Annotated in this window: 19 protein-coding genes; 9 read left to right on the top strand and 10 right to left on the bottom strand. The window is 68.5% G+C overall.

Annotation, left to right across the window (positions count from 1 at the left end):
• Window positions 1–22: 22 nt before the first annotated feature.
• A complete protein-coding gene (locus ACFZAT_RS25180) occupies window positions 23–487 on the bottom strand; it encodes a DUF2690 domain-containing protein (RefSeq protein ID WP_391267402.1) in 465 nt (154 codons plus the stop codon).
• A gap of 142 nt (window positions 488–629) precedes the next feature.
• Between ACFZAT_RS25180 and sigM the strand changes: the two genes are divergently transcribed.
• The 4 genes from sigM (at window position 630) to trxA (ending at window position 3,850) form a co-directional block, all read left to right on the top strand.
• Window positions 630–1,367, top strand: a complete 738-nt coding sequence (gene sigM, locus ACFZAT_RS25175; RefSeq protein WP_391267401.1) for an RNA polymerase sigma factor SigM — start codon at window positions 630–632, stop codon at window positions 1,365–1,367.
• A 470-nt stretch (window positions 1,368–1,837) separates the two neighbouring features.
• Window positions 1,838–2,362, top strand: coding sequence for a hypothetical protein (locus ACFZAT_RS25170; RefSeq protein ID WP_391267400.1), 525 nt, complete (start codon window positions 1,838–1,840; stop codon window positions 2,360–2,362).
• Between the two features lie 133 nt (window positions 2,363–2,495).
• A complete protein-coding gene (gene trxB, locus ACFZAT_RS25165) occupies window positions 2,496–3,461 on the top strand; it encodes a thioredoxin-disulfide reductase (RefSeq protein WP_391267399.1) in 966 nt (321 codons plus the stop codon).
• A 50-nt stretch (window positions 3,462–3,511) separates the two neighbouring features.
• Window positions 3,512–3,850, top strand: coding sequence for a thioredoxin (gene trxA, locus ACFZAT_RS25160; protein ID WP_391267398.1), 339 nt, complete (start codon window positions 3,512–3,514; stop codon window positions 3,848–3,850).
• 86 nt (window positions 3,851–3,936) lie between these two features.
• Here trxA and ACFZAT_RS25155 read toward each other — a convergent pair whose 3' ends face one another.
• From ACFZAT_RS25155 to rpmH, 9 genes are all read right to left on the bottom strand, one after another.
• Entirely contained in the window at window positions 3,937–4,554 is a 618-nt protein-coding gene (locus ACFZAT_RS25155; protein WP_391267397.1) for a GNAT family N-acetyltransferase, read from the bottom strand.
• 162 nt (window positions 4,555–4,716) lie between these two features.
• Complete coding sequence (locus tag ACFZAT_RS25150; protein WP_391267396.1) at window positions 4,717–5,802, bottom strand: ParB/RepB/Spo0J family partition protein; 1,086 nt, start codon at window positions 5,800–5,802, stop codon at window positions 4,717–4,719.
• A complete protein-coding gene (locus ACFZAT_RS25145; protein ID WP_365677373.1) occupies window positions 5,799–6,875 on the bottom strand; it encodes a ParA family protein in 1,077 nt (358 codons plus the stop codon). The genes ACFZAT_RS25150 and ACFZAT_RS25145 overlap by 4 nt, the downstream gene beginning before the upstream one ends.
• Before the next feature lie 209 nt (window positions 6,876–7,084).
• The gene (gene rsmG / locus ACFZAT_RS25140) at window positions 7,085–7,801 is read right to left on the bottom strand and encodes a 16S rRNA (guanine(527)-N(7))-methyltransferase RsmG (protein ID WP_073966654.1); all 717 of its coding nucleotides are present in this window, start codon (window positions 7,799–7,801) and stop codon (window positions 7,085–7,087) included.
• 108 nt (window positions 7,802–7,909) lie between these two features.
• Window positions 7,910–8,419, bottom strand: coding sequence for a R3H domain-containing nucleic acid-binding protein (locus ACFZAT_RS25135; RefSeq protein WP_161207463.1), 510 nt, complete (start codon window positions 8,417–8,419; stop codon window positions 7,910–7,912).
• Between the two features lie 14 nt (window positions 8,420–8,433).
• The gene (gene yidC / locus ACFZAT_RS25130; protein WP_391267391.1) at window positions 8,434–9,696 is read right to left on the bottom strand and encodes a membrane protein insertase YidC; all 1,263 of its coding nucleotides are present in this window, start codon (window positions 9,694–9,696) and stop codon (window positions 8,434–8,436) included.
• A gap of 3 nt (window positions 9,697–9,699) precedes the next feature.
• Window positions 9,700–10,059, bottom strand: a complete 360-nt coding sequence (gene yidD / locus ACFZAT_RS25125; protein WP_391267389.1) for a membrane protein insertion efficiency factor YidD — start codon at window positions 10,057–10,059, stop codon at window positions 9,700–9,702.
• Window positions 10,056–10,427: a ribonuclease P protein component gene (gene rnpA, locus ACFZAT_RS25120; RefSeq protein ID WP_073966650.1), complete on the bottom strand. Its 372-nt coding sequence runs from the start codon at window positions 10,425–10,427 to the stop codon at window positions 10,056–10,058. The genes yidD and rnpA overlap by 4 nt, the downstream gene beginning before the upstream one ends.
• A 21-nt stretch (window positions 10,428–10,448) precedes the next feature.
• Window positions 10,449–10,586 carry a 50S ribosomal protein L34 gene (gene rpmH / locus ACFZAT_RS25115; protein WP_006348049.1) on the bottom strand — a complete coding sequence of 46 codons (138 nt, stop codon included), beginning with the start codon at window positions 10,584–10,586 and terminating at the stop codon, window positions 10,449–10,451.
• A 382-nt stretch (window positions 10,587–10,968) separates the two neighbouring features.
• Between rpmH and dnaA the strand changes: the two genes are divergently transcribed.
• From dnaA to ACFZAT_RS25090, 5 genes are all read left to right on the top strand, one after another.
• Window positions 10,969–12,774, top strand: coding sequence for a chromosomal replication initiator protein DnaA (dnaA, locus tag ACFZAT_RS25110; RefSeq protein ID WP_391267384.1), 1,806 nt, complete (start codon window positions 10,969–10,971; stop codon window positions 12,772–12,774).
• Between the two features lie 950 nt (window positions 12,775–13,724).
• Window positions 13,725–14,855: a DNA polymerase III subunit beta gene (gene dnaN / locus ACFZAT_RS25105; RefSeq protein ID WP_073966647.1), complete on the top strand. Its 1,131-nt coding sequence runs from the start codon at window positions 13,725–13,727 to the stop codon at window positions 14,853–14,855.
• A gap of 128 nt (window positions 14,856–14,983) precedes the next feature.
• Window positions 14,984–15,862 carry a phosphogluconate dehydrogenase (NAD(+)-dependent, decarboxylating) gene (gene gnd / locus ACFZAT_RS25100; RefSeq protein ID WP_391267381.1) on the top strand — a complete coding sequence of 293 codons (879 nt, stop codon included), beginning with the start codon at window positions 14,984–14,986 and terminating at the stop codon, window positions 15,860–15,862.
• An 83-nt stretch (window positions 15,863–15,945) separates the two neighbouring features.
• Entirely contained in the window at window positions 15,946–17,076 is a 1,131-nt protein-coding gene (gene recF, locus ACFZAT_RS25095) for a DNA replication/repair protein RecF (protein ID WP_391267378.1), read from the top strand.
• Window positions 17,073–17,636 carry a DUF721 domain-containing protein gene (locus ACFZAT_RS25090; RefSeq protein ID WP_073966644.1) on the top strand — a complete coding sequence of 188 codons (564 nt, stop codon included), beginning with the start codon at window positions 17,073–17,075 and terminating at the stop codon, window positions 17,634–17,636. The genes recF and ACFZAT_RS25090 overlap by 4 nt, the downstream gene beginning before the upstream one ends.
• Window positions 17,637–17,771 lie beyond the last annotated feature (135 nt).

Raw genomic sequence — 17,771 nt, 5'->3', positions numbered from 1 at the left:
TGCCCGCAAGCGGACCCAGCGGTCAGTACGAAGGCGTTTTCGAGTGGAGGCTCACGTTGTCGTACTGGGACCAGCCTTCCGCGAATGCGGAGAGCGGGTCCTTGTCGTAGACCATTGCCGTGTAGCAGGTATATGTGCCGAGCGACGAGCTGTAGGAAAGCTTCGTGCAGTTATAAGATTTACCGTCCGAGTTCCGCACGATCTGGGCCTTGCCCCACACGTCTTCGGAGAGGCTGATCCGCGCCCAGGCGGTGTGGCACTTGACGCTGTACCGCAGCTCAATGGCGCCGAGTGTCCAGCTGGAGGTACCGATCAGTGCCCGTTTCACGGTAGTTGCATCACCGGAGCACCCGGCGGAAATGGGATTCTTCCCGTCCATCGCATAGGTGGCCGCCTGTGCGCTCCCCGGGAGCAACGCCACGAGCACGGGTGCGGCGAGAACGGCCGGGAGAACCTTTCCCAGGTATCGCTTCACATGCTTCTGCATCACATGGTCCCCTTTCTGATTTCCCTCAATATAGGGCGGACAGGGCACCTCTGAGGCGCGAGCGAATCGCGCCTTTTATCATTCATACAATCCACCCGACCTCTCCATTTACTTCCCGGCGTGGATCGGTTTGAATGCACGGATGGCGACAGCTGAGGGGGGAGACCGCGAGCGCTACGGCGCCGATGCCGCCGATCCACCGAGCGACGCGGACCTCCTTGCCCAGCATGTGGCGGGTGACCCCGACGCCTTCGGCGAGCTGGCCCGACGCCATCGCGACCGGTTGTGGGCCGTGGCCCTGCGGACGCTGGGCGACCGCGAGGAAGCGGCAGACGCCGTACAGGACGCTCTGATCTCCGCCTTCCGCGCCGCCCACACCTTTCGAGGCCAGTCCGCCGTCACCACCTGGCTGCACCGCATCACGGTGAACGCCTGCCTCGACCGCGTCCGCAAGGCCGCGTCCCGGAAGACCTCACCTGTCGACGACCCGGAACGGCTGGACCAGCTGCTGGAACCGCATGAGTCCGCGGAGGCACCGGTGGAACGCCACGATCTCCACCGGGAACTTCTCGCGGCCCTTGCCACCCTCCCCACCGAACAGCGGGCAGCGCTCGTCCTCGTGGACATGCAGGGGTACCCGGTGGCCGAGACCGCTCGCATCCTGGATGTGCCCGTGGGCACCGTGAAGAGCCGCTGCGCACGTGGCCGCGCCCGCCTGGCCCCCTTGCTGGGGCATCTCCGCAGCGACGGTCGCGCCGACGAGGCGCCCGGGACGGAAGGGAACCGGACGCCCAGAGCATCCGTCCCACCGGCAGCCGGTCCACGAGACGCGGCCACGAGCGACCCCACTGTGATGAAGGGCGGAGGTGGACACCGATGACGTCAGCACCCGGCACGACCGAGCACCCGGAAGTCTCGGAGATCTCCGACCTGACCGAGGACCTGCTTCCCGAAATCCGCGCAGCCGAGATCCGCGGCCATATGGACGCCTGTGAACTCTGCAGCGACGTCCTCGCCTCCTTGGAGGAGATTCGGGGGCTGCTCGGCGACCTGCCGGCTCCCGAGCCCATGCCCGCAGACATCGCCGCCCGCATCGACGCCGCGCTCGCCGCCGAGGCGCGGAGTCATCGCGCGGAGCCGGATGCGGCGACCGATGTTTCACGTGAAACAGAGCCTCCGCACATAACAGAGCCCGCGCACATAACCGGGCCCCCTCCGTCCCGGTCACATGTCCCAGACCGTCCGGCCGGACATGCGCGCGCGAACACGGGCCCCGGAGGGCATCCCGGCCGAAGGCGTCGCCGTGCCACCCTGCTCGCCTCCGCCCTGGGGGTAGCCGCCCTGGTCGGCATGAGTGTCTTCCTGCTGCAGAACATCCCGGGAGCGGAGAGAAGTGATACCTCCGCCTCCGACGTCAGCCAGGACGCGGGGGCCACGGCGAAGAGCCGCTCGCAGGAGTTCTCCGCAGCAACCCTCAAGGACCGAGTCCACACACTGCTGGGCCCGGGCGCGGGTACCAAGAGCCCACAGGCTCCCAAGGGAGAGGCGGAGGATTCCTCCGTCGGCTCGCAGTCCTCGCCCCAATCCCGGCCCTCGCTCCAGGCAGATCCCTCGGACTCCATGTCTCCCGAGTCCCCCCTCCGGGCCCCCGCTGTCACCGTCCCTGCCTGCGTAGAGGAAGGCATCGGCCGGAACAGCCCGGCCCTCGCCATCGAGCGGGGCACCTACGAGGGCACCGACGCGTTCCTCGTCGTTCTGCCCCACCCCACGGACCCGGAGAGCGTTCAGGCGTATGTCGTGGACGCGACCTGCGTGGGAGCCGAGCCTCCCTCCAAGGGGAAGCTGCTGCTCACGCATGGCTACGCGCGCCCCTGAGAACCGCGCCGCCAGCCACCCCGGCACGTCGGGAATGCATCCCCCGTAGGATCCGTTGGGTGGGGTGAGAGTCGTTGAACCGGCCCCAGTAGGCGTGGACAGTAGGCAGTCTGCAGAGACGAGGAAGAAACCCGTGAGCGACGTGCGTAATGTGATCATCATCGGCTCCGGCCCGGCCGGCTACACAGCCGCCCTGTACACCGCGCGCGCCTCGCTGAAGCCGCTGGTCTTCGAGGGGGCCGTCACCGCCGGTGGCGCGCTCATGAACACCACCGACGTGGAGAACTTCCCGGGCTTCCAGGACGGCATCATGGGCCCCGAGCTCATGGACAATATGCGTGCCCAGGCCGAGCGCTTCGGCGCCGAGCTGGTCCCGGACGACGTGGTCTCCGTCGACCTCACCGGTGACATCAAGACCGTCACCGACACGGCAGGCACCGTCCACCGCGCCAAGGCAGTCATCGTCACCACGGGCTCCCAGCACCGCAAGCTCGGGCTCCCCAACGAGGACGCGCTCTCCGGACGCGGCGTCTCCTGGTGCGCGACCTGCGACGGCTTCTTCTTCAAGGACCAGGACATCGCCGTGGTCGGCGGTGGCGACACCGCCATGGAGGAGGCCACCTTCCTCTCGCGCTTCGCCAAGTCGGTCACGATCATCCACCGTCGCGACACCCTGCGCGCCTCCAAGACCATGCAGGACCGGGCCTTCGCCGACCCGAAGATCAAGTTCGCCTGGGACAGCGAGGTCGCCGGGGTCAACGGTGAGCAGAAGCTCTCCGGCGTGACGCTGCGCAACACCAAGACCGGCGAGACCTCCGAGCTGCCCGTGACCGGCCTGTTCATCGCCGTCGGCCATGACCCGCGCACCGAGCTCTTCAAGGGCCAGCTCGACCTCGACGACGAGGGCTACCTGAAGGTCGCCGCGCCCTCGACGCGCACCAACCTGGCCGGCGTCTTCGGCGCCGGTGACGTCGTCGACCACACGTACCGCCAGGCGATCACTGCGGCCGGCACCGGCTGCTCCGCCGCCCTCGACGCCGAGCGCTTCCTCGCCGCGCTCGCCGACGACGAGAAGGCCGCTCCTGCGGCCGCCGTCTGACCCACGCCTCACCCACATCCCCACACACCCCGCGAAATTAGGAGGCCGCCGTGGCCGGCGCCCTGCAGAACGTGACCGACGACTCCTTCGAAGAGGTCGTCCTCAAGAGCGACAAGCCCGTGCTGGTGGACTTCTGGGCCGCCTGGTGCGGCCCGTGCCGCCAGATCGCTCCGTCGCTGGAGGCCATCGCGGCCGAGCACGGTGAGATCGAGGTCGTGAAGCTCAACATTGATGAGAACCCGGCCACCGCCGCCAAGTACGGCGTCATGTCCATCCCGACGCTGAACGTCTACCAGGGCGGCGAGGTTGCCAAGACCATCGTCGGCGCCAAGCCGAAGGCCGCGATCCTCCGCGACCTTGAGGGCTTCATCGCTGACAAGGACCATTAAGGCAGCACCTGCGTCCGCTTGTTTCACGTGAAACGGGCCCGTCCTCCCCAGGACGGGCCCGTTTTGCATGCGTCACTGAGCATGCCTCACAACGGCCGCAGCGCAGGCTCCTTCTGTACCGCTCCCAGGAGCCGGTCCAAGGCTAGCTCGACGTCTTCCTTCCAAGAGAGCGTCGTACGCAGTTCCAGCCGTAGCCGAGGATGCACCGGGTGCGGGCGCACCGTCTTGAACCCCACCGCCAGAAGGTGATCGGCAGGCAGCACACAGGCCGACTCCTTCCACCTGGCGTCACCGAAGGCCTCGATCGCCTTGAAGCCCCGGCGGATCAGATCCTTGGCAACGGTCTGCACCATGACCCGGCCCAGCCCCTGCCCCCGGTAGCCCGGCATGATCAGCGCGGTCATCAGCTGAACGGCATCGGGGGAGACGGGGCTCGTCGGGAAGGCGGTGGCACGCGGAACGTATGCGGGTGGTGCGTAGAGCAGAAAGCCGACCGGCACGTCATCGACGTAGACCACGCGCCCGCATGAGCCCCACTCCAGAAGAACCCCGGAGATCCACGCCTCCTTCTCCCGGTCGGATGTCCCGCTCTTGACGGCGGCTTCCCCGCTGACCGGGTCGAGCTCCCAGAAGACACAGGAGCGGCAGCGCCGGGGAAGGTCGGAAAGGTTGTCCAGCGTGAGCGGTACGAGCCGACGCCCCATGAAGGCTGTTCCTCACTTCTCTCGCCCACTGCGTCATGGACGGAAATGCCCTGCCGCAACGATCGTAACCACCGCCGGATCAAGCCGACACCGAGACAGAGCAAAGGGCGGGCTGTATTCCGTGAACCGGAAACAGCCCGCCCTCGCGTCGTTCGGCGCGTGTCAGCTCTCGTCGTCCTCGGCCGGCTCCTCGGAGCCGGCGCGGTCAAGCACTCGGCCCTCGCCCGGCGCGAGACTGCCGAGAATGCGGTCCAGGTCCTCCATCGAGGCGAACTCGACGACGATCTTGCCCTTCTTCTGCCCGAGATCGACCTTCACCCGGGTCTCGAACCGGTCGGAGAGCCGCGTCGCCAGATCGGAGAGCGCCGGCGAGAGCCGTGCCCCGGCCCGGGGGCCCTTGGCCTTCTTGGCGCTCGTGGGCCGGGAGCCCATGAGCGTCACGATCTCCTCGACCGCACGCACCGAGAGCCCTTCGGCCACGATGCGATGGGCCAGCTTGTCCTGCTCCTCGGAGTCGTCCACCGACAGCAGTGCGCGCGCGTGGCCCGCCGACAGCACCCCGGCGGCGACCCTCCGCTGCACCGGAGGAGACAGCCTCAGCAGACGCAGGGTGTTGGACACCTGCGGCCGGGAACGGCCGATCCGGTCCGCCAGCTGATCATGCGTGCACTTGAAGTCCTTCAGCAGCTGGTCGTAGGCCGCGGCCTCCTCCAGCGGGTTCAGCTGAGCCCGGTGCAAGTTCTCCAGGAGGGCGTCCAGGAGAAGCTTCTCGTCGTCCGTGGCCCGGACGATGGCCGGGATGCGCTCCAGGCCCGCCTCACGGCAGGCCCTCCAGCGCCGCTCGCCCATGATGAGCTCGAAGCGGTCGGTCCCGATCTTGCGCACGACGACCGGCTGGAGGAGACCGACCTCCTTGATGGAGGTGACCAGCTCCGCCAGCGCGTCCTCGTCAAAGACCTCACGCGGCTGACGCGGGTTCGGCGTGATCGAGTCGAGCACCAACTCAGCGAAGTACGCGCCGGCTACATCGCCCGAGGCCGTCGACTCGACCCCCGAGACCGGCGAGCTCGGCTCCGGCACGACGGGATTGGCTCCGAGCGTGGCCACCTTGGCGGCGGCCACCCCCCGCTCCGTGGTCAGAACCGGCGAGGAAGCCCCGGACCCGGTGGATGACAGCTGCTTCTCCTGCGGAGCGGCTGGGATCAGGGCACCGAGCCCTCGCCCCAACCCTCGACGACGCTCACTCACTGGATCCCCTCCGAATTGCTCTGCTGACTGATCGAACCGCCCGTGTGGGCGTGCTGTCCCTCGTAGTGCACCCCAACCCCTCGCAGCGCGATCTCGCGGGCTGCTTCGAGGTAGGACAGCGACCCACTGGACCCGGGGTCGTACGTGAGCACGGTCTGCCCGTAACTCGGTGCCTCGGAGATGCGGACCGACCGGGGGATGCTGGTCCTCAGCACCTCCTTGCCGAAGTGGCTGCGAACCTCTTCCGCTACCTGCGACGCCAGCCGGGTCCGGCCGTCGTACATGGTGAGCAGGATGGTCGAGACATGGAGATCGGGGTTCAGGTGGCCCCGTACCAGCTCGACGTTCCGCAGGAGCTGACCCAGCCCCTCCAGTGCGTAGTACTCGCACTGAATGGGGATCAGCACCTCCGCACCGGCCACCAGTGCGTTGACCGTCAGCAGGCCCAGTGAGGGCGGGCAGTCGATCAGGATGTAATCCAGCGGCTGCTCATACGCCTGGATGGCGCGCTGGAGTCGACTCTCCCGCGCCACCAGCGACACCAGCTCGATCTCCGCACCGGCGAGATCGATGGTGGCCGGGGCGCAGAAGAGACCTTCGACGTCCGGAACGGGCTGAACCACGTCGGAGAGCGGCTTGCTCTCCACCAGAACGTCATAGATCGAGGGAACTTCGGCGTGGTGATCGATGCCCAGAGCCGTCGAGGCATTGCCCTGCGGGTCGAGGTCCACCACCAGGACCCGCGCCCCGTGAAGTGCCAGCGAAGCGGCGAGGTTGACCGTCGAGGTGGTCTTGCCCACCCCGCCCTTCTGGTTGGCCACGACCATGACGCGGGTCTGCTCGGGCCGCGGCAGCCCCTCGCCGGCTCGGCCGAGGGCCTCCACCGCCAGCTGGGCCGCACGACCGATGGGTGTGTCATCCATCGGCGGCGGTGTTTCACGTGAAACACCGTTCCCCACCGATTCGGTTCGGGGGCCGGGGACCGGATCGGTCATCGGCCCCGCGATGTTGGCGTCGGACCGCAAGGATTCACTCTCCTCGACTTCAGGCTCGCAATGAGCAGAGCCTGTCATGGTTTCGGGGTCATGAACCAGCGAGGCCCGCTCTTCTGTGGATGAAACCACTTCTGTGGACAACTCCGTAGCCCTAACGGGCCTGCGATGGGGAGGGGCGGCCGCCTCATGACCGCGGCCGATGATTCCATGCAGCAGAGAACGACGTTTCACGTGAAACACGATGCCTCCGCAGCGTAGCTACGGAGACACGACACTCCGCGAAGGGCTCAGCGACGGCGACGCGTCCGGCTGGTCCGCGCTGCCTTGGCTCGCTTTGCGGCGAACCTCACACCGCCCGGACTCTCACCGACCACCACTCGGACCACGGTGGACGTGGGGTCGACTACGCCCTCGCCGACATGCAGCACCTCGGTGTCCACCACACCCAGCTTGCTGAGGGCGGCCCGGGCACCGTTGATCTCCTCCTCGGCGGTGTCGCCCTTGAGCGCGAGCATCTCGCCGTACGGACGCAGCAGGGGCACACCCCAGCCGGCCAGCCGGTCCAGCGGCGCCACCGCCCGGGCAGTCACCACGTGCACCGGCTGCAGGGAGCCGAGAACCTCCTCGGCCCGGCCGCGGACCACCGTCACATGATCGAGCCCCAGCAGTTCCACGACCTCCTGGAGGAAGTTCGTCCGACGCAGCAGCGGTTCCAGGAGCGTGATCTTCAGGTCCGGGCGCACCAGCGCCAGGGGAATGCCCGGCAGCCCTGCCCCGGAGCCGACATCGCAGACCGTGACCCCCTCGGGGACGACCTCCGAGAGCACCGCACAGTTCAGCAGGTGCCGCTCCCACAGACGCGGAACCTCGCGCGGCCCGATCAGTCCGCGTGTGACCCCGGCGTCCGCCAGCAGTTCCGCGTACCGGACAGCCTCGGGAAAGCACTCACCGAATACTTCCCGGGCCTCGTCGGGCGCCTGGGGAAGCGCTACTTCCTCCGTCACGGGGGACCGTCCTTCCATACCGCACTACGCACCATGGGTGGCTGTCTATCAGGCTGACAAAGATCGGCCCCGTCTGCGAACAGACGGGGCCGACAGGTAAGGAGCCGGTCAGGCCGGCAGGACGACGACGAAGCGCTGCGGCTCCTCGCCCTCCGATTCGCTGCGCAGGCCCGCCGCGGCAACCGCGTCGTGCACGACCTTGCGCTCGAACGGCGTCATCGGGTCCAGCTTCACCGGCTCACCGGTGCTCTTGACCTCGTTCGCCGCCTTGGCACCCAGCTCGGCGAGCTCCGTGCGCTTCTTGGCCCGGAACCCGGCGATGTCCAGCATCAGACGGCTGCGGTCACCGGTCTCCCGGTGTACGGCGAGCCGCGTCAGCTCCTGAAGAGCCTCCAGGACCTCGCCGTCGCGCCCCACGAGCTTCTGCAGCTCGCGCGCCGAGTCGCTGATGATCGAGACCGCGGCCCGGTCCGCCTCGACGTCCATGTCGATATCGCCGTCGAGGTCGGCGATGTCGAGCAGACCCTCGAGGTAGTCCGCTGCGATCTCCCCTTCCTGCTCAAGGCGGGTCAGGGTGTCGCTGCCCTCAGCGGCCGTGGAGGTGGTGCCTTCCGTCACGGATGGACTCCTTCTTACTTCTTGGACGGGTGCTTGGGCCGCTGCGGGCCCTTGCGCTGTCCGGACTTGGCTTGGCGTGAGGAGCCGGACGCGGTCTTGCCCGCCGGCTTCGACTTGTCGTCCTGGGCGGTGCTCTTCTTCAGGGAGGTCTTGGAAGCCGAGTCGACGGAGTCGTCGTCCTTGGGTCCGCCCTGGTGGGCCGCACCGGTCTGGCGCTGTGCCTTCGTCTGCCGCTTGGGCTGCTGGCGACGCTGCGGGGCTCCGCCCTCGGCCTCGGCGACGGCGGTGTCACTCTTGGCCACCGTGCCGTCCTCCTGGGGAGCGAGCCCCAGCTTGGCCAGTCCGACGACGAACTTCCGCTCGATGTCATTGCGGTCCGGGCCCTTGGCCACGATCCGCTTGACGGTGTTGCGCCGGGTCCGGCCACGGACCTCGCCGTGCGTGGTGACGCTCTTCAGCACGCGCCCGAGGTACTGCTCCTGGGCCTTGCTGCCCGGCGTCGGGTTCTGGTTGATCACGTACATCTGCTGACCCATGGTCCAGACGTTCGTGGTGAGCCAGTAGACGAGGACACCGACGGGGAAGTTGATGCCCATGACCGCGAAGATCAGCGGGAAGATGTACATCAGCATCTTCTGCTGCTGCATGTACGGCGTCTTGACCGTCAGGTCGACGTTCTTCGTCATCAGCTGGCGCTGCGTGAAGAACTGCGAGGCCGACATCATCACGATCATGACCGCGGTGACGACCCGGACGTCGGTCAGCGAAGCACCGAGGGCGTCGACCTTCTCCGCGCTGTCCATGAACTTGGCGGCCAGCGGAGCACCGAAGATGTGGGCCTGACGGGCGCTGTCCAGCAGCGACTGGTCGATGACACCGATCTTCTTGTTCGACGCGATGGCGGAGAGCACGTGGTACAGCGCGAAGAAGAACGGCGACTGCGCGATGATCGGCAGGCACGAGGAGAGCGGGTTGGTACCCGTCTCCTTGTACAGCTTCATCATCTCTTCGGACTGACGCTGCTTGTCGCTCTTGTAGCGCTCCTGGATCGCCTTCATCTTCGGCTGGAGCAGCTGCATGTTCCGCGTCGACTTGATCTGCTTGACGAACAGCGGGATCAGGCAGATGCGGATGAGCACCACGAGGGACACGATGGACAGACCCCAGGCCCATCCCGTGTCAGGGCCGAAGATCGCCCCGTACAACTTGTGGAACTGGACGATGACCCAGGAGACGGGCCAGGTGATGAAGCTGAACAGACTGGCAATCGTGTCCACTAATCAGGCTCCTTGAGCATTGGGCGAAGTCTCTGCGGCCGAACTCGGAGGTTCGGTGGCCGAACCTCCGGAAGGCACGTCAGCGGCGGAGTCCCCGCCCTTGCTGCCGCGTATGGCGCTGCGCAGCAGTTCGTGCCAACGCGGACGTTTGCGTGGTGGTACGTAGTCCACGCCGCCGGGTGACCACGGATTGCATCGCAGGATGCGCCAGGCTGTCAGCGCCGTTCCCTTGATCGCTCCGTGCCGGTCGATCGCCGTATATCCATAGTGGGAACACGACGGGTAGTAACGGCAGACAGGCCCGAGAAGTGGGCTGATCGTCCACTGGTACAGCTTGATGAGAGCCAGCAGCGGGTACTTCATCGCGCGCCCCCTCCCAGCAGCCGCTGCAAGGCGGCGTCCAGGTCTCGGGCCAGCTGTTCATGGCCGGCGTCGCCCGCTCCGGGCAACGCTCGTACGACAACCAGGCTACCGGGGGGAAGCAGGGCGAGCCGTTCTCGGACCAGGTGGCGAAGCCTGCGCTTCACCGCTGTGCGGACGACCGCACCACCCACGGCTTTGCTGACAACGAAACCCGCACGCGGCGGGGGAACGTTCTCCCCAGGCACGTGCGGGTCGGTTGCACCGCTTCGTAGATGGACGACGAGGAGCGGGCGACCGGCCCGGCGTCCTCGTCGTACCGCGGTCGCGAAGTCCTCGCGCCGCCTCAGCCGATTCTCGGAAGGCAGCACGTCATGACGACCTGTACGCGATCAGGCGGACAGGCTGGCGCGACCCTTGCTACGGCGGGACGCGAGAATCGCGCGGCCGGCACGGGTGCGCATACGCAGCCGGAAGCCGTGGGTCTTCGCGCGACGACGGTTGTTCGGCTGGAAGGTGCGCTTGCTCACTCGGGGGCTCCAGAAATGACTCGTGTGTTGGCGGGACATCGCCTGGCTGTCACCGTGCGCCCACGAGAGACTCGCGTAAACGCCCTAGTGCACCGCATTCACAATCACAGATCGTGATCTTTGCCCATCGGAGGCAGGCGGCAGCAGCCATCGACAACTCGACCTGGTCACGGTACGCGCGGCTACGCCATCCGGTCAAACCGACCCTGTCGGGGCCCCCATTGTGCACAGGCTGTGGACAACGACTTGAACGTCGCGGGTCGTGCTGACTACCGTGACTGAACTCCGGTTCTTTTTCTTCCCGCCTGCCGGTCCTCACCCACCCCGACCCATACCGTCCCGAGAACCACACATTCGTGGGACCAGCGAGAGAGCGTGCCCTGTGGCTGACGTACCTGCCGATCTTGCCGCAGTGTGGCCGCGAGTGCTGGAGCAGCTCCTCGGGGAGGGGCAGCAGGGCATCGAGCCGAAGGACAAGCAGTGGATCGAGCGCTGCCAGCCGCTCGCCCTGGTCGCCGACACCGCACTCCTCGCCGTCCCCAATGAATGGGGCAAGCGGGTTCTCGAAGGCCGCCTCGCCCCCCTCATCAGCGAGACGCTGAGCCGCGAGTGCGGGCGCCCCATCCGAATCGCGATCACGGTGGACGACTCCGCCGGCGAGCCGTCGGGCCCGCCGGCGCCCCCGATGCACCAGTCCCCCCAGCCGCCCCACCGCTACCCGGGCCCGCAGCACGACGAGGGCCGGCACGGTGACGCGTACGACGGCTACGGGAGCCGGTCCGCGGACGACGGCATGCCCACCGCGCGGCCCGCCTACCCTGACTACCAGCAGCAGCGACCGGAGCCCGGCGCCTGGCCGCGCACCCAGGAGGACCTCTCCTGGCAGCAGCCCCGGCTCGGCGGGTTCCAGGACCGCGAGCCGTCCGTCGACCAATGGCGCGAGCCGTACGGCGGCGGCCGCCCCCCGCAGCACGACTACCGTCAGCAGCCGCCCGAGCGCCAGGGGTACGAGCCCCAGCACACCGAGCGCCCCCGCTCCGAGCGCCCCGAGCTCCCGGAGCCGCAGCACCGCCCCGGCCCCGGCACCGGCCGGCCGGGCGGAGCCCCGGGTCCGATGGGCGCACAGCCCGCTCCGGCCCCCGGTCCGGGGGAGCCGCACGCCCGGCTGAACCCGAAGTACCTCTTCGACACCTTCGTCATCGGGGCCTCGAACCGCTTCGCGCACGCCGCGGCCGTGGCGGTGGCCGAGGCGCCCGCGAAGGCGTACAACCCGCTCTTCGTCTACGGGGAGTCGGGACTCGGCAAGACCCATCTGCTGCATGCCATCGGGCACTACGCGCGGAGCCTCTACCCGGGCACCCGGGTGAGGTACGTGAGCTCCGAGGAGTTCACCAACGAGTTCATCAACTCGATCCGTGACGGCAAGGGCGACACCTTCCGCAAGCGGTACCGCGATGTCGACATCCTGCTCGTGGACGACATCCAGTTCCTGGCGAGCAAGGAGTCGACGCAGGAGGAGTTCTTCCACACCTTCAATACGCTGCACAACGCCAACAAGCAGATCGTGCTGTCCTCCGACCGGCCGCCGAAGCAACTGGTCACTCTGGAGGACCGGTTGCGGAATCGTTTCGAGTGGGGACTGACCACCGACGTACAGCCTCCCGAGCTGGAGACCCGCATCGCGATCCTGCGCAAGAAGGCGGTGCAGGAGCAGCTCAACGCCCCTCCGGAGGTGCTGGAGTTCATCGCCTCCCGCATCTCGCGCAACATCCGTGAGCTGGAGGGCGCTCTCATCCGGGTGACGGCCTTCGCGAGCCTCAACCGGCAGCCCGTGGACCTGGGGCTCACGGAGATCGTGCTGAAGGACCTGATCCCGGGCGGCGAGGACACGGCGCCCGAGATCACGGCGTCCGCCATCATGGCGGCGACCGCGGACTACTTCGGCCTGACGGTGGAAGACCTCTGCGGATCGTCGCGCAGCCGGGTGCTGGTGACGGCCCGGCAGATCGCCATGTACCTGTGCCGTGAGCTGACCGATCTCTCGCTGCCGAAGATCGGCGCCCAGTTCGGCGGCCGGGACCATACGACGGTGATGCACGCGGACCGCAAGATCCGGGCGCTGATGGCGGAGCGGCGCTCCATCTACAACCAGGTCACCGAGCTCACCAACCGCATCAAGAACGGCTGACGGCGCCCCGCGCCGGCTCCCGCACGTACTCGAAGGGCGCTGTGCGGACTCGTCAGGAGTCCGCACAGCGCCCTTCCGTCTTCCCCGAAAAGCGGCTCGCAACCCCTTCGCGCGGCTCCGGACAGGGGCCGGCCGTCCACCGGGCCGACTCCCGGGGGCCCCGGCCTGTTCGATTAACCGGGAGGTCACGGGTGTTCTCCACAGATCCGGGCACTTTTTTCCCTCCACAGCCTGGGGATCCAAAAGTTGTCCATACTGCATCCACAGGCAGAACCATCGGGAGGACATCGGGCCAGCTCAGCGGGTTGGGGATTTGTGGTCAACGATGATCCACAGCCTGTGGACAAGATCTTCGTCCACAGGCTGTGCGCAAGGTTGTCCACCGGCTGCCCACAGGTCCGGGGCCGTTTTCCCCAGCAGGAGGCCGCTTCTCCACATCGCTGTCCACTGTTCGGCAACACGACAGGCCCCATCACCGCCCCGAGTGAAAGGCGTCACACCAAGAGGCAGGGTTGCCCTGTGGGGAACGGGGGTAAAGCTGGGGACAGACCTGGGGAGAAACTGCCCTCCCCTGTGTACGGGTTGTGCACAACTTCCGGGTGTCCACAGAAAGCCCGGGTTGTCCACCGGTTCCGCCCACAGGGTCGGTGGATAAAAAATGGGCTCTGAGCTGCGAAAACGGGGTTATCCACGGTTTCCACAGGGCCTACTACTACCACCACCCATAGTTAGCCCGGAATCCGTTTCGAAGTGGGCCCTGTGCACAACTCGCCCTCGGAGCGCTCCGGGCCGCTCGCCGCGATTTGACCCCGAGCAGCAACGAGTGTCGGTGCGGTGCGTCAGACTGGTCCCCGGCGTCCTCCCCCGTCATCGGCGGAGCGACCCGACCAGACGACGAAGGCCGACGACGACGAAGGCCGACAGGGCGAAAACAGCAGGAGGCGGTTCCGGTGAAGATCCGGGTGGAGCGCGATGTACTCGCGGAGGCGGTGGCCTGGGTGGCCCGCAGCCTTCCGGCCCGTCCGCCGGCGCCCGTTCTCGCGGGCCTTCTGCTGAAGGCCGAGGACGGAGCGCTCAGCTTCTCCAGCTTCGACTACGAGGTCTCGGCGCGGGTCTCGGTCGAGGCCGAGGTCGAGGAGGACGGCACCGTCCTCGTATCCGGCCGGCTGCTCGCCGACATCTGCCGCGCCCTGCCCAACCGGCCGGTGGAGATTTCCACAGACGGTGTACGGGCGACCGTCTCCTGCGGCTCCTCGCGATTCACACTCCACACCCTTCCTGTGGAGGAGTACCCGGCGCTCCCGCAGATGCCGACCGCGACCGGCACCGTGCCCGGTGAGGTCTTCGCCTCCGCAGCCGCCCAGGTCGCCATCGCCGCGGGCCGCGACGACACGCTCCCCGTTCTGACCGGCGTCCGCATCGAGATCGAGGGCGACACCGTCACCCTGGCCTCCACCGACCGCTACCGCTTCGCGGTCCGCGAGTTCCTGTGGAAGCCGGAGGACCCTGAGGCTTCCGCCGTCGCCCTGGTGCCCGCCAAGACGCTGCTCGACACCGCCAAGGCCCTCACCAGCGGCGACACGGTCACCCTGGCGCTGTCCGGCTCCGGCGCGGGCGAAGGACTCATCGGGTTCGAGGGCGCCGGACGGCGTACGACCACCCGACTGCTCGAAGGCGACCTGCCGAAGTACCGCACGCTCTTCCCCACCGAGTTCAACTCGGTAGCGGTGATCGAGACCGCTCCGTTCGTGGAGGCCGTCAAGCGCGTCGCCCTGGTGGCCGAACGCAACACCCCGGTCCGGCTGACCTTCGAGCAGGGCGTCCTGATCCTGGAGGCCGGCTCCAGCGACGACGCACAGGCTGTGGAAAGGGTCGACGCCGTGCTGGAGGGCGACGACATCTCGATCGCCTTCAACCCGACCTTCCTGCTCGACGGCCTCAGCGCCATCGACTCCCCGGTCGCCCAGCTCTCGTTCACGACCTCCACCAAGCCGGCGCTGCTCAGCGGCCGCCCGGCCGTGGACGCCGAGGCGGACGACGCGTACAAGTACCTGATCATGCCGGTCCGCCTCTCCGGCTGACCTCCCCCGGCCCCGCCCCGGCGGGGCCCGACGGGCGTGTTCAGCGCCGAGCACGCCCGGCGTCCTGTCCCCTTCCGGGCGTAGGCTCGGATGAGGGTACGAATCGGCACAACGCTAAGGAATCTCTGATGGAGCTCGGTCTCGTCGGCCTCGGCAAGATGGGCGGCAACATGCGCGAGCGCATCCGCCGCGCAGGCCACACCGTCATCGGTTACGACCGCAACGCGGATCTCGCCGATGTCCACAGCCTGGAAGAGCTTGTGGGCAGCCTCAAGGGCCCCCGGGTCGTGTGGGTGATGGTCCCGGCCGGAGCCGCGACCCAGTCCACCGTGGACGAGCTGGCCGAGCTCCTCTCGCCCGGCGACATCGTCGTGGACGGTGGCAACAGCCGCTGGACCGACGACGAGAAGCACGCGGAGGAGCTGCGCGCCAAGGGCATCGGCTTCGTCGACTGCGGCGTCTCCGGCGGCGTCTGGGGCCTGGAGAACGGCTACGCGCTCATGTACGGCGGCGACGCCGAGGACGTGGCGAAGGCCCAGCCGATCTTCGACGCCCTGAAGCCCGAGGGCGACTTCGGCGCGGTCCACGCCGGCAAGGTCGGCGCCGGCCACTTCGCCAAGATGGTCCACAACGGCATCGAGTACGCCATGATGCAGGCGTACGCCGAGGGCTGGGAGCTGCTGGAGAAGGTCGACTCCGTCACCGACGTGCGCGAGGTCTTCCGCTCCTGGCAGGAGGGCACGGTCATCCGTTCCTGGCTGCTCGACCTGGCGGTCAACGCCCTGGACGACGACGAGCACCTCGACAAGCTCCGCGGCTACGCGGCCGACTCGGGCGAGGGCCGCTGGACGGTGGAGGCCGCGATCGACAACGCGGTGCCGCTGCCCGCGATCACGGCGTCCCTCTTCGCGCGCTTCGCCTCGCGCCAGGACGACTCCCCGCAGATGAAGATGATCGCCGCGCTGCGCAACCAGTTCGGCGGCCACGCGGTCGAGAACAAGAAGTAACCCCGCGACGAGGACGGGAGGGACCGACCGTCCCTCCCGCCCATGGAGCACGGAGCAGGAAGCCGGGAAGGTCGGCGCACATCATGCACGTCACGCATCTGTCGCTGGCCGACTTCCGCTCGTACGCCCGGGCCGAGGTGTCCCTCGACCCGGGCGTCACCGTGTTCGTGGGGGCCAACGGCCAGGGCAAGACGAATCTGGTGGAGGCCGTCGGCTACCTCGCCACGCTCGGCAGTCACCGCGTCTCCTCCGACGCCCCGCTCGTCCGCATGGGCGCCGAGCGGGCGGTGATCAGGGCGGCCGTCACCCAGGGCGAACGCTCACAGCTGGTCGAGCTGGAGCTCAACCCGGGCAAGGCGAACCGCGCCCGCGTCAATAGATCGTCGCAGGTCAGACCCCGTGACGTGCTCGGTATCGTACGGACGGTGCTGTTCGCGCCGGAGGACCTGGCCCTGGTCAAGGGCGACCCCGGCGAGCGCCGGCGGTTCCTGGACGAGCTGGTCACCGCGCGGTCGCCGCGGATGGCCGGGGTGCGCTCCGACTACGAGCGTGTGCTCAAGCAGCGGAACACCCTGCTGAAGTCCGCCGCGATGGCCCGCAGGCACGGCGGGCGCTCCCTGGACCTGTCGACGCTCGACGTGTGGGACCAGCATCTGGCCGGGGTGGGCGCGGAGCTGCTGGCCCAGCGCCTGGACCTGATCGCCACGCTCCAGCCGCTGGCGGACAAGGCGTACGGGGACGTGGCGCCCGGCGGTGGCCCGGTGGCACTGGACTACCGCAGCACCGTCGGCGGCGGGAGCGGCCCCGCGCGCACGCGTGAGGAGCTGTACGAGCAGCTCATCGAGGCCCTCGCCGGAGTTCGCAAGCAGGAGATCGAGCGCGGAGTGACGCTGATCGGCCCGCACCGTGACGACCTGGTGCTCGGCCTGCGCGGCATGCCCGCCAAGGGATACGCGAGTCACGGCGAGTCCTGGTCGTACGCGCTGGCGCTGCGCCTCGCCTCGTACGAGTTGCTGCGCGGCGAGGGCAACGAACCGGTGCTGGTGCTGGACGACGTGTTCGCCGAGCTGGACGCCCGCCGCAGGGTGCGGCTGGCCGAGCTGGTGGCGCCGGCCGAGCAGGTGCTGGTGACCGCCGCGGTCGACGACGACGTGCCGGGGGTGCTCGCGGGCACGCGGTACGCGGTGTCCGCCGGCGAGGTGGAGCGGGTGTGAGCGGCGACGGTGAGGGGAAGGCCCCGGGCGGCGAGGACCGGGCGAAGCCGGCGGAGCCGTCCGGTGTGGACCTGGCCCGGGTCGCCCTGCGCGCGGCCAAGGAGCAGGCGCGGGCGCGCGGCGAGGCGGCGCAGCAGAAGAAGCAGGCCAGGCGGGGCGGCGGGCTGCGTTCCGGCGCGCGGCGGGACGGCCGCGATCCGTTGCCGCTGGGCGCCGCGATCAACCGGCTGATCACCGAGCGCGGCTGGGAGACCCCGGCGGCGGTGGGCGGGGTGATGGGCCGCTGGCCGCAGATCGTCGGCGACGACCTCGCCCTCCACTGTGTGCCCGTGCGGTACGACGAGGAGCCGGACCAGCGGGTGCTGACGGTGCAGTGCGATTCGACGGCCTGGGCGACGCAGCTGCGGCTGCTGGCTCCCCAGCTGGTGGCCCGGCTCAACGCGGACCTGGGCAACGGCACGGTGCGGATGATCAAGGTGCTGGGTCCCGGCGGGCCGCAGCACCGGTTCGGCCCGCTGCGCGCTCCGGGGAGCACGGGCCCCGGCGACACCTACGGCTGACCCCCGCGACCTGGGTTTTTCGTCCCCACGAGCGGATCCGGGCGGTGTCTCGGCCGACCGGGGACCGAATTACGTGGCACGTGAAACCGGATGGTGGTGAGCGGGCGTCCCTCACCGTAGCGGAGGGCTGACAGG

This window comes from Streptomyces sp. NPDC008163 (assembly GCF_042956885.1).
GTDB lineage: Bacteria > Actinomycetota > Actinomycetes > Streptomycetales > Streptomycetaceae > Streptomyces > Streptomyces drozdowiczii_A.
This window is presented reverse-complemented; position numbering and strand designations above follow the sequence as displayed.